Genomic DNA, 11,287 nt, shown 5'->3' on the forward strand with positions numbered 1-11,287 from the left:
TCCACTAAGCGCCTTAGTATGTGACGCAGGTCCTATAGGTGAGGTCACAAGGGGGCACCCCCTGCGTCGCGGAAGGTGACGGAGGGGGTGCTTTATGTGACGCTTATTCGGGGGCTGAAAGCCCTTATGGCAGCAGCAGGTTGACGTCTCCGAACTCGTGCCAGAGATAACGGCCGCGCAACGCTTCCGCGTAGACGCGGGTGAGCAGCCCGTCGCCCGACAGGGCCCGCAGCATCAGCAGGTGGGACGCCTCCGGCTCGTGCAGCCCGGTCAGCAGGCCGTCCACCGCGCGCACCCCGCGCTCCGGGGTGATCACCAGCTCCGTCCAGCCGTGTGCCGCCCGCACCACCCCGCGCCCGTCGGCCGCCGACTCCAGCGCGCGCACGGCCGTGGTGCCGACCGCCACCACCCGCCCGCCGGCCGCCCGGGCCGCGTTCACCTGCCACGCGGTGCTCGCCGGCACGGTGTACGGCTCCGCGTACGGGGGCTCGTGCGCCTCGGCGGACGCCACCCCGGTGTGCAGCTCGATCGGTGCGATCTGCACTCCCCGGCTGACCAGCTCCGTGACCAGCGACGCGGTGAACGGCCGGGCCGCGCTCGGCATCTCCGCCGAGCCCCGCCCGTCGGCCGACGGCGTGCCGAAGACCGTCTGGTACGCCGACAGCGGCTGGTCGCGCGCGGTGTACGCGTAGCGGATCGGCCGCCCGTGGCGGCGCAGGTGCCGCACCACGTCCGGCACCCGTACCGACGCCACCCACAGCCGGTCGGTGGCCGGGTCGAGCGGGCGCTCCAGCACGAGCCGGCCGCCGCCGGCCAGCCGCACCTCGGTTCCGGCCGGTCCGCCGGGCCTGCGCACGGTCGAGCCGTGCCCGTCGGGGGAGCGCACCTCCACCACCCAGCGGCCGTCGTCACGCCGGGTGGAGAAGTGCACCACCACAGGCGGGCCGGCCTTCGAGGCGGCCCGGGCGCCGGCGGTCCCGCCGGTGCCCGGGTCCGCCGCCCAGCCGTCCAGCGCCGCCGGCAGCGTCCTCGACGTGTTGACCACCAGGACGTCCCCGGCCCGCAGCAGCCCGGGCAGCTCGCGGAACCCGTGGTGGGTCACCTCGCCGCCGCTCCGCCGCCCGACCAGCAGCCGTACCGCGTCCCGGCGCGGCGCGGGCACCGCGGCCGACAGTTCCGGCGGCAGCCGGAGGTCCGCCAGGGCCCCGGTGTCCACCCGGGCCGCCTCGGCGTCGCAGGTCTCGCAGACCAGGGCCGGTGCCGCCGCGCTCATCGCGCCTCCTTCGGGCCGGCCAGTTCGGCGGCGACGTAGCGGCCGCTGCCGGCCGGGCCGTCGAGCAGCCGCAGCACCGCGGGCGCCACCTGCTCCGGTAGCAGCCGCTCCGCGAAGTCGGGGTCGTCCGGCACCGCCGCCGCGTACAGCTCGGTCCGCAGGTCGCCGGGGTCCACCCACCACACCCGGACCGCGGGTTCCTCCTCGGCGAGCACCGCCGACAGGTGGTCGAGCGCGGCCTTGCTCGCGCCGTACCCGCCCCAGGTGGGATACGCCGCCACGGCCGCGTCCGAGCTGACGTTCAGCACCGCGCCGCCTGCCGCCCGCAGTCCCGGCAGCGCCGCCCTGACCAGGGCGAAGGGCGCCATGACGTTGGTCTCCAGCGCTTCGCGCAGCCCGTCCTCGGCCAGCTCGGCCAGCGGCACCAGCGGCTCCGCGCCCAGCGAGCTCGCGTTGTTGACCAGCAGGTCCGGGCCCGCGCTGCCACCCAGTTCCCGGGCCGCCGCGACCAGCTCGGCCCGGTGCTCCGGGCGCGTCACGTCACCGGCGACCGCCCGTACCCGGCCGCGCGCCGGCCGGTCCGGTGCTGTGCTTCCGCCCTGCGGACCCCGTGCACCTTTGTCCCCTATATAGGGGGCATTGTGCGATTCGCCCGATTTGAGGGTTGTCGGATCGTCGGTCCGGTCGCGCTCCAGGTCCCGTACCGACGCCCGCAGCCTGTCCGCGTCGCGGCCGTCCAGCACCAGGTCCCAGCCGCGTCCGGCCAGCTCCTCGGCCAGCGCCCGGCCCAACCCGCGCGACGCGCCCGTGATGATCGCCACCGGCATGGTGCCCGCCTTCCGCCACGGCCCGGCGCGGTCGCCGGACCCGATGCCCACACCGTAGGAACGCGACCGCGCCGCCCGCCTCGGGCGGCCGCCGCAACCGGCGCGGGCACTTGGCCCTAGTCCACAGGGACCAGGACAGTCCGTCCTGCGGCGCATACGGCCCGTCACCTGCGGCGGGTACCGTTGAGGGCATGTCCGAACGGGCGCCGCGAGGCGGCATCGAAGCGGTCAGCGCCGCGATCGTGGCGATGAACCGGCGGCTGGAGGTGCGCGAGGTCCTGCAGACCATCGTGGCCTCGGCCCGGGAACTGCTGGGCGCGCAGTACGCCGCGCTCGGCGTGCCCGACGACCAGGGCGGCTTCGCCCAGTTCGTGGTCGACGGGGTCAGCGACGAGGAGTGGAAGGCGATCGGCCCGCTGCCCCGGCAGCACGGCGTGCTCGCCGCGATGCTCCACGAGGCCACCCCGCAGCGGCTCACCGACGTACGCGACTTCGAGAGCTTCGCCGGCTGGCCGCGCGCCCACCCGGTGATGAAGGACTTCATCGGCATGCCGGTGGCCGACGGCGACGAGATCCTCGGCGCGATCTTCCTCGCGAACAAGAAGATCCCGGCCGAGCGCTCCGGCAACGCCGACGGCTCTGCCAACGCCGACGGCCCCGGCAGGGGTGCCGACTCCGATGCCGGCGCCGACGTCGGGACCGATGCCGGCGCGGGCTCCGCCCAGGACTCCACGGACTGGGCCTGCCCGGCCGGTTTCACCCAGGACGACGAGGACCTGCTGCGCATCCTCGCCGACCACGCCGCCATCGCCCTCACCAACGCACGGCTGCACGAACGCAGCCGCGAGCTGACGCTGGCCGGCGAGCGCGCCCGGATCGCCCACGAACTGCACGACGCGGTCTCCCAGAAGCTCTTCTCGCTGCGGCTGACCGCCCAGGCGTCGGCCGCACTGGTCGACACCGACCCCGGCCGCGCCAAGGAGGAGATCCGGCAGGTCGCCATGCTCGCCGCCGAGGCCGCCGACGAGCTGCGGGCCGTCGTCGTGGAGTTGCGGCCGGCCGCGCTGGACGAGGACGGGCTCGTGGCCACCCTGCGCACCCAGGCCGACGTCCTGGACCGGGTGCACTCCGCCAGCGTGACCTTCCGCGCCTTCCGGACGCGCGCCTTGCCCGCGCCCCAGGAGGAGGCCCTGCTGCGGGTCGCCCAGGAGGCCACCCACAACGCGCTGCGGCACGCGGCCCCCCGCACGGTCGCCGTCACCCTCGAAGGACACGGCAGGGGCGCCCGGCTGCGCATCCGCGACGACGGCCGCGGCTTCGACCCCACCGCCGTCCGCCGGGCCGGCCGCCACCTCGGCCTGGTCTCCATGCGGGACCGCGCCGACGGCGTCGGCGGATCGCTGAGCGTGCAATCGGAGCCCGGCAAGGGCACCGTCATCGAGATGGAGGTGCCAGGTGGCTGACAAGGTGATCCGGGTGCTGCTCGTGGACGACCACCAGGTGGTCCGCCGCGGCCTGCGGACGTTCCTGGAGGTCCAGGGCGACATCGAGGTGGTCGGCGAGGCCGCCGACGGCGACGAGGGCGTGGCCCGCGCGCTGGAGCTGCGGCCCGACGTGATCCTGATGGACGTCAAGATGCCCGGCACCGACGGCATCGAGGCGCTGCGGCTGCTGCACGAGGCGGACAGCCCCGCCCGGGTCCTCATCGTGACCAGCTTCACCGAGAAGCGCACCGTGGTCCCCGCCCTGCGGGCCGGCGCCGCCGGTTACGTCTACAAGGACGTCGACCCGGTCGCGCTCGCCGACGCGATCCGCTCGGTGCACGCCGGGCACGTCCTGCTCCAGCCCGAGGTGGCCGGGGCGCTGCTCGCCCCGGACCAGCCCGCCCCGGGCAGCGGGCGCGGCAACGCGCTGACCGAACGCGAGCGCGAGGTCCTCGGTCTGATCGCCGACGGCCGCTCCAACCGCGAGATCGCGCGTGCGCTGGTGCTCTCCGAGAAGACCGTGAAGACCCACGTGTCGAACATCCTCATGAAGCTGGACCTCGCCGACCGCACCCAGGCGGCGCTGTGGGCGGTCCGCAACGGCGTCGGCGACTGACCGTAGGCATCCGGCCGTGGGCGTCCGGTCGTGGACGTCCGGCCGTGGGCGACCGGTCGTCGGCGACTGACCGCCGGCGACCGGCACGCGCCCGACGAGGCACCTGGCGCGCGTGGCCCGTCGGCGCGCTCCCTCGGGCGCCGGCGCGCCACGCCCGCACACCCGCGCTTGGCGGAGTGAGATTCATACTGTCGGGTGTATGTCTCCCGGGGCGCGCATCCGATGCGGCGGCGATCCGTTCTGCATGGCGTGTCGCGGCGGCTGGCCGCGACGCGTCTCGCAAGGAGGAAGTTCGAAGTGAAGAACCTGAAGAAGGCCGCGACCATCACCCTCGTGGCGGGTGGCCTCATCGCCGCCGGCGCCGGTGCGGCCTCGGCCGACTCGGGCGCGCACGGTGCCGCCGTGAAGTCCCCGGGCGTGGCCTCCGGCAACCTCGTGCAGGTCCCGGTGCACGTCCCGGTCAACGTGGTCGGCAACACCGTCAACGTGATCGGCCTGCTCAACCCGGCCTTCGGCAACACCGGCGCCAACCTGTGACACCGGCCGCCGCCTGAACCTCGGGCGGCACCAACCCGCGCGGGCCCCGCGGCCGACGTCCCCGTACGTCGCCGCCGGGCCCGCACGGCTGTCGGGTCGGTACGGCTGTCGGGTCGGTACGGGTCGCGGCCCCGGTCGCGAACCCCGCGGCCGGCCCCGGGCTACGGCCGGCGCCGCTCCGCCTCCTCCACGTACGCGTTGTACGCCGCCACCTGCGCGCGCCGCGCGGTCCGCTCCACCGGCCGCAGCAACTCCGCGCGGGCCGCGATCTGCGACGCGCTCACCGCGCCGCCGTGCCCGTCGGACGCTATCGACACCAGCGCCGCCACCCGCTGCGCCAGCTCCAACACCCGCACCGCGCGCGGCGGGTAGCCCGGCGCGAGCACCTCGCGGCCGCGCTCCGCCCGCGCCCGGTACGCCTCCAGCGCCGCCTGCGCGGCCGGACCCGCGCCGGCCACGTCGAGCTGCGCCAGCGCGTCGGTGGCGTCGCGCAGTGCCTCGGCCAGCTCCCGCTCCGCCTCGCCGAGCGAGGGCACGTCGGCCGGCGGGGAGTCGCGTACCGGCAGGCACTGCCACTCCACGTCCACGTGCAGGTCACCGGCCGGCCCGGCCTCGTAGACCTCCGGGACCAGGCCGAGCGAGACCGCGCCCACCGTCAGCACCGCCTCGCCGGCCGCCATCGCGCGGGCGTTGAACTCGGGCGGGCCGGACAGCCCCAGCGGGTGCCCCGCCACCGGCAGCGCGAGCCGCAGGCCGGTGACGCCCAGGGCGCGGAGTCTGCCCAGGCCCAGGGTGAGCCCGACCGGGGCCGGTTCGCCCGGCAGCCCGACGACGCGGTGCACCGCGTCGTCGGCCGAGATCCGCTGAGCAACGTCATCAGGGGCGGCAAGTCCGGCAAGCAGGGCATTTCCCCACGCCGCCAGCCGTCCTGAACGAGGTTCATCAAGCATGCCCCCAGCCTATGGACTGGACCGCTCGTGTGGTGGCGTAAGTTTTCCTCGGGGGTTGTTCCTTCCGGCCCGTGCCGATCCCGGCACACCGACATGCCGAGACTGCCGAGATGCAATGGGAGACAGCGCGCTCATGAGCGATGTACTGGAGCTGGTGGACGTATCCGTGGTCCGCGACGGACGCGCTCTGGTCGAAGGGGTCTCCTGGTCGGTCGCCGAGGGCGAGCGCTGGGTCATCCTCGGTCCCAACGGCGCCGGCAAGACCACCCTGCTGAACGTCGCCTCCAGCTACCTCTTCCCGAGCGCGGGCACCGTGCAGATCCTCGGCGAGAAGCTCGGCAGCGTCGACGTCTTCGAGCTGCGGCCGCGGATCGGCGTGGCCGGCGCCGCCATGGCGGAGAAGATGCCGCGCCGCCAGACCGTCCTGGAGACCGTGCTCACCGCCGCCTACGGCATGACCGCCACCTGGAACGAGGGGTACGAACAGGTCGACGAGGAGCGGGCCCGCGCCTTCCTCGACCGGCTCGGCATGACCGAGTTCCTCGACCGGAAGTTCGGCACCCTCTCCGAGGGCGAGCGCAAGCGGACCCTGATCGCCCGCGCGATGATGGTCGACCCCGAGCTGCTGCTGCTCGACGAGCCCGCGGCCGGACTCGACCTCGGCGGCCGCGAGGACCTGGTGCGGCGGCTCGGCCGGCTCGCCCGCGACCCGATCGCGCCCTCCATGATCATGGTGACCCACCACGTCGAGGAGATCGCCCCCGGCTTCACCCACGTGCTGATGATCCGCCAGGGCAAGGTGGTCGCCGCCGGCCCGCTGGAGACCGAGCTCAGCTCCCGCAACCTGTCGCACTGCTTCGGGCTCCCGCTCGTCGTCGAGCGCCGCGGCGACCGCTGGACCGCCGCGGGTCTGCCGCTGAAGTAGGAACCCGGCAGCAACCCCCGACGTAGGTGTCCGGCTTGCGCACTGCCGCAACTGGGCCGTGTACGCCTACGATTGGCGTCGTGGACGCATGGGTGTGGTGGTTGGTGGCCGCGGTGGGGCTGGGCATCCCGCTGGTGATCACGGCGATGCCCGAATTCGGCATGTTCGCGGTCGGAGCGGTCGGCGGAGCCGTCACCGCGGGAGCCGGCGGCGGCATCGTGGCCCAGGTCATCGTTTTCGTCGTGGTCTCCGTGGCGCTGCTCGTCTTCGTCCGGCCGATCGCCTACCGCAACCGCCAGCGTCCCGAGCAGCGCAGCGGCGTGGACGCGCTCAAGGGCAAGCGGGCCGTCGTGCTCGAACGCGTCGACGACGGGGCGGGCGGAAGGATCAAGCTCGCCGGGGAGATCTGGTCGGCCCGCGCCCTGGAACACGACCGCGTCTTCGACCCCGGCCAGCAGGTGGACGTCGTGGAGATCGACGGCGCGACCGCGGTCGTGATGTAGGCCCGAAGGACCCGCGGCGAACCCGCGGCACGGAAGTACCCGCAGCACCGAAGGACCGCAGCACCCGCAGCACCCGCAGTATCGAGGGACCGCAGCACCGCAGAGCTGGACCGCAGAGCACCACCGCACAGCACCACCGCAGCAGTCAACGAGCCGCCGCAGACCGGGAATTCGCCGAACCCCGCACGCGGTACGCCTACTGTCTGCGACAATTGATCATGTCGTAGTACATGCTCCATCCGCACTCAACCGGCGCCGGAGTGACCATGCAGCCCATCATCATCGTCCTCATCATCCTGGTGGTGCTCGTCTTCATCGCGCTGATCAGGACGGTCCAGGTCATCCCCCAGGCCAGCGCCGCCATCGTCGAGCGCTTCGGCCGCTACACACGCACCCTCAGCGCCGGGCTGAACATCGTCGTCCCGTTCATCGACACCATCCGCAACCGCATCGACCTGCGCGAACAGGTCGTGCCGTTCCCGCCGCAACCGGTGATCACCCAGGACAACCTGGTGGTGAACATCGACACGGTCATCTACTACCAGGTCACCGACGCCCGGGCCGCCACCTACGAAGTCGCCAGCTACATCCAGGCGATCGAGCAGCTCACCGTCACCACGCTCCGCAACATCATCGGCGGCATGGACCTGGAGCGGACCCTCACCTCGCGCGAGGAGATCAACGCGGCGCTGCGCGGCGTCCTCGACGAGGCGACCGGCAAATGGGGCATCCGCGTCAACCGCGTCGAGCTCAAGGCGATCGAACCGCCCACCTCCATCCAGGACTCGATGGAGAAGCAGATGCGCGCCGACCGTGACAAGCGCGCCGCGATCCTCACCGCCGAGGGCATCCGGCAGTCCCAGATCCTCACCGCGGAGGGCGAGAAGCAGTCCTCGATCCTGCGCGCCGAGGGTGACGCGAAGTCCGCCGCCCTGCGCGCCGAGGGTGAGGCGCAGGCGATCCGCACCGTCTTCGAGTCGATCCACGCCGGCGACCCGGACCAGAAGCTCCTCGCCTACCAGTACCTCCAGATGCTCCCGAAGATCGCCGAGGGCGACGCCAACAAGCTCTGGATCATCCCCAGCGAGCTCAACGACGCCCTCAAGGGCCTCGGCGGCATGGTCAACATCCCCGGCCTGAGCGGCAACGGAGGCAACGGGGGCAACGGCGGTGCCCCGGCCAACGGCACCGGCGCGAGCCCCGCCACCCGGCCCGCGGCCACGCCCGCGCCCCGCCGCGAAGCCCCGCCGTTCGACAAGGACTGACCCGGCGAGAAGCGCTGAGAAGCACCGGGGGCGCCGCCGGCCAGGACCGGGCACGCCCTCGAAGCGCGCGCACCGGTGTGGCATGATCGCTGCGCACCCCTCGACCGTCAACGGCGGGGAGGACGCGCACCGATCATGGAGGGCCGATGTCGCCAGCGGAAGCCGTCGCCGTGCTCGCCGCCGGAATCGGGGCCGGCACCATCAACACCATCGTCGGCTCGGGCACCCTGATCACGTTCCCCGTCCTGCTGGCCGTCGGCCTGCCACCCGTCACCGCGAACGTCTCCAACACCCTCGGCCTGGTGCCCGGTTCGGTGGCCGGCGCCATCGGCTACCGGCGCGAACTGGCCGGCCAGCGCGAGCGGCTGCTGCGGCTGGGCGGCTTCTGCCTGATCGGCGGCTCGGCCGGCGCCATCCTCCTGGTCAACCTGCCGTCCAAGGCGTTCCACGCGATCGTGCCCGTGCTCATCGCGCTCGCCCTGGTCCTGGTGGTCCTGCAACCGCGCCTGACCCGCGCCATCCAGGCGCGCCGGCAGCGCAGCGGGTCCGCCGCCCCCGTGAACGGCGGACCCTTCCTCCCGCTCGGCATCCTCCTCGCCAGCGTGTACGGCGGGTACTTCGGAGCCGCGCAGGGGGTCCTCTACCTGTCCCTGATGGGACTGCTCCTCGACGAGACGCTCCAGCGGATCAACGGCCTGAAGAACGTGCTCGCCGCGATGGTCAACGGCATCGCCGCGCTGTTCTTCATCGTCATCGCCCACATGGACTGGGTCGCGGTCGCCCTCGTCGCGGCCGGCGCCACCATCGGCGGGCTGATCGGCGCCCGGGTGGGGCGCCGCCTCCCGCCGATGGCACTGCGCGGCCTCATCGTCGTGGTCGGCGTCGCGGCGATCGTCCAACTCCTGCTGAAGTGAACGCCGGTGACCGGCTCAGGCCGGCACCGCCAGCCACTCCGGCAGGTCCGCACGATCCCGGACACCCAGCGCCAGCAGCAGCGCGTCGGCCGGAGTGGGCTCGAACGGCCGCACCAGCAGCCGCATCCCGGCCTGCTCCGGCGTACGGTCCGCCTTGCGCTGGTTGTCCTCACCGCACGCCGCCACCGTGTTCAGCCAGGTGTCGCCGCCACCGCGCGACTTCGGCTGCACGTGGTCCACGGTCGTGGCCCGCCGCCCGCAGTACGCGCAGCGGTGCCGGTCACGCACCAGCACCCCTCGCCGCGACCACGGCGCCCGTTGTCGAAACGGCACCCTGACGTACCGGCACAGCCTGATCACCTGCGGCATCGGCATCTCCACCCGCGCCGCACGGACCCGAAGACCGGGGTGGGCCTGCTCGACGACCGCCTTGTCCTGCATCACCAGCACGACCGCACGCCGCAGCGACACCGTCGACAGCGGCTCGAAACTCGCATTCAGCACCAGCGTCTCACGCATTTCCGCCCACCTCCCGGGGTCTTTCAGGTGGGACCACTGTGCCCGCGACGCCCGCGCCGGACAACGGAGTTTTCCGCCGGGGTACGTGCCTGCGCAGGTGCCGGGGACGCGCCTCAGGCCGCGTCGGCCGGCACCTCGTAGACGCCGATCAGCTGGGCCCGCGCCAGCGCGTGGAACCGGAGGTTGAAACCGACCACCGCGGGCGACGCGTCCGCGTCCGGCCCCAGCTTCTCCGCGTCCACCGCGTACACGGTGAACACATAGCGGTGCGGGCCGTCCCCGGGCGGCGGCGCGGCGCCACCGAAGTCCCGGGTGCCGTAGTCGTTGCGTACCTGCACCGCGCCCGCCGGCAGCCCGGCGAAGTCCCCGGACCCGGCGCCCGCGGGCAGCTCCGTCACCGACGCCGGGATGTCGAACACCGACCAGTGCCAGAACCCGCTGCCGGTCGGCGCGTCCGGGTCGTAGCAGGACACCGCGAAGCTCTTGGTCCCCGCCGGGAACCCCTCCCACCGCAGCTGCGGCGAGGTGTTCCCGCCCGCGAACACCTGGGCGTCCTTGAGCGCCGCACCCGGCGCCACATCGTCGCTGACCACCGTGAACGCCGGCACCGGCGGGTGGAAGTCATGGGGGAGCGGCCGTCGCGCTTGCTCGGTCACCTCGACACCTCCTGTGGGGAACGAAGCCCCTGTTGGGAACGAAGCTCCTGTTGGAACGAAGCCCCCGCCGGGACCGGGCCCCTGCCAGGAACCGGGCCCCGCCGGGAACGGAGCGAACTGGCTCCGAGCCTAGGGCCTGCCGAGTGGATCTCCACGGCGTCCGCGCCGCCCACCCGGTTCCGGCTCGTCCACTACGCTCCTGCCTCGTGACCACTCCACCGGACCGGACCCCGCTGAAGCGCTCGTTCTTCGACCGGCCGGTCCTGGAGATCGCCCCCGACCTGCTCGGCCGCACCCTCGTCCGCGCCACCGACGACGGCCCGATCGAGCTGCGGCTCACCGAGGTCGAGGCGTACGACGGCCCCAACGACGCCGGCTCCCACGCCTACCGCGGCCGCACCGACCGCAACGCCGTGATGTTCGGCCCGCCCGGCCACACCTACGTCTACTTCACCTACGGCATGTGGCACTGCCTGAACCTGGTCTGCGGCCCGGCGGGCACCGCCAGCGGGGTGCTGCTCAGAGCCGGCCGGATCACCGCGGGCGCCGACCTCGCCCGCCCCCGCCGCCCCACCTCCCGCAAGGACGCCGACCTCGCCCAGGGCCCGGCCCGGCTCGCCACCGCACTCGGCGTGGACCGCACGCTCAACGGCGCCGACGCCTGTTCCGCCGACGGCGGCCCGTTCCGCGTCCTCACCGGCACCCCGCCCGCCGCGGGGGCCATCCGCAGCGGCCCGCGCACCGGAGTCGGCGGCGACGGGGCGGCCCACCCCTGGCGCTACTGGATCGACGCCGACCCCACGGTCAGCCCCTACCGC

At 73.6% G+C, this 11,287-nt stretch carries 13 protein-coding genes (1 of these 13 cut by a window edge); 8 read left to right on the forward strand and 5 right to left on the reverse strand.

From position 1 onward, the window contains the following. Positions 1 to 124: 124 nt before the first annotated feature. Entirely contained in the window at positions 125 to 1,273 is a 1,149-nt protein-coding gene (locus OG896_RS31455) for an S-adenosylmethionine:tRNA ribosyltransferase-isomerase (protein WP_329370750.1), read from the reverse strand. Next, positions 1,270 to 2,100, reverse strand: a complete 831-nt coding sequence (locus OG896_RS31460) for an SDR family NAD(P)-dependent oxidoreductase (protein WP_329370752.1) — start codon at positions 2,098 to 2,100, stop codon at positions 1,270 to 1,272. The genes OG896_RS31455 and OG896_RS31460 overlap by 4 nt, the downstream gene beginning before the upstream one ends. Before the next feature lie 191 nt (positions 2,101 to 2,291). Here OG896_RS31460 and OG896_RS31465 point away from each other — a divergent pair, with 191 nt between their 5' ends. The 3 genes from OG896_RS31465 (at position 2,292) to OG896_RS31475 (ending at position 4,737) form a co-directional block, all read left to right on the forward strand. Next, complete coding sequence (locus OG896_RS31465) at positions 2,292 to 3,563, forward strand: GAF domain-containing sensor histidine kinase (protein ID WP_329370754.1); 1,272 nt, start codon at positions 2,292 to 2,294, stop codon at positions 3,561 to 3,563. Then, a complete protein-coding gene (locus OG896_RS31470) occupies positions 3,556 to 4,200 on the forward strand; it encodes a response regulator transcription factor (protein ID WP_329370756.1) in 645 nt (214 codons plus the stop codon). The genes OG896_RS31465 and OG896_RS31470 overlap by 8 nt, the downstream gene beginning before the upstream one ends. A 297-nt stretch (positions 4,201 to 4,497) precedes the next feature. Next, the gene (locus tag OG896_RS31475) at positions 4,498 to 4,737 is read left to right on the forward strand and encodes a chaplin family protein (protein ID WP_328462550.1); all 240 of its coding nucleotides are present in this window, start codon (positions 4,498 to 4,500) and stop codon (positions 4,735 to 4,737) included. Between the two features lie 161 nt (positions 4,738 to 4,898). Here the strand turns inward: OG896_RS31475 and OG896_RS31480 are convergent, their stop codons facing one another. Then, positions 4,899 to 5,687 carry a hypothetical protein gene (locus tag OG896_RS31480; RefSeq protein WP_329370761.1) on the reverse strand — a complete coding sequence of 263 codons (789 nt, stop codon included), beginning with the start codon at positions 5,685 to 5,687 and terminating at the stop codon, positions 4,899 to 4,901. 133 nt (positions 5,688 to 5,820) lie between these two features. On the opposite strand from OG896_RS31480, the gene OG896_RS31485 reads away from it, so the two are divergent. From OG896_RS31485 to OG896_RS31500, 4 genes are all read left to right on the forward strand, one after another. After that, the gene (locus OG896_RS31485; protein WP_328462546.1) at positions 5,821 to 6,612 is read left to right on the forward strand and encodes an ABC transporter ATP-binding protein; all 792 of its coding nucleotides are present in this window, start codon (positions 5,821 to 5,823) and stop codon (positions 6,610 to 6,612) included. Between the two features lie 71 nt (positions 6,613 to 6,683). Continuing rightward, on the forward strand, positions 6,684 to 7,115 hold the full coding sequence (locus OG896_RS31490) for an NfeD family protein (protein WP_328473944.1): 432 nt from the start codon (positions 6,684 to 6,686) through the stop codon (positions 7,113 to 7,115). 266 nt (positions 7,116 to 7,381) lie between these two features. After that, positions 7,382 to 8,380 carry an SPFH domain-containing protein gene (locus OG896_RS31495; protein WP_328462544.1) on the forward strand — a complete coding sequence of 333 codons (999 nt, stop codon included), beginning with the start codon at positions 7,382 to 7,384 and terminating at the stop codon, positions 8,378 to 8,380. 146 nt (positions 8,381 to 8,526) lie between these two features. Continuing rightward, positions 8,527 to 9,294, forward strand: coding sequence for a sulfite exporter TauE/SafE family protein (locus tag OG896_RS31500; protein WP_329370764.1), 768 nt, complete (start codon positions 8,527 to 8,529; stop codon positions 9,292 to 9,294). Positions 9,295 to 9,309: 15 nt separating this feature from the next. Here the strand turns inward: OG896_RS31500 and OG896_RS31505 are convergent, their stop codons facing one another. Both OG896_RS31505 and OG896_RS31510 read right to left on the reverse strand, forming a co-directional pair. Next, positions 9,310 to 9,813, reverse strand: coding sequence for an HNH endonuclease (locus tag OG896_RS31505; RefSeq protein ID WP_328462540.1), 504 nt, complete (start codon positions 9,811 to 9,813; stop codon positions 9,310 to 9,312). Positions 9,814 to 9,926: 113 nt separating this feature from the next. Then, positions 9,927 to 10,469 (reverse strand): YbhB/YbcL family Raf kinase inhibitor-like protein, encoded by a 543-nt coding sequence (locus tag OG896_RS31510; RefSeq protein WP_329370766.1) that lies wholly within the window; start codon positions 10,467 to 10,469, stop codon positions 9,927 to 9,929. Positions 10,470 to 10,675: 206 nt separating this feature from the next. On the opposite strand from OG896_RS31510, the gene OG896_RS31515 reads away from it, so the two are divergent. Then, positions 10,676 to 11,287, forward strand: partial view of a DNA-3-methyladenine glycosylase gene (locus tag OG896_RS31515; protein WP_329370768.1) — the 5' portion only. Its footprint extends 27 nt past the window's final position; only the first 612 of its 639 coding nucleotides appear in the window; its start codon is at positions 10,676 to 10,678; its stop codon lies off the right edge, out of view.

The organism is Streptomyces sp. NBC_00669, from assembly GCF_036226785.1.
Lineage (GTDB): Bacteria > Actinomycetota > Actinomycetes > Streptomycetales > Streptomycetaceae > Actinacidiphila.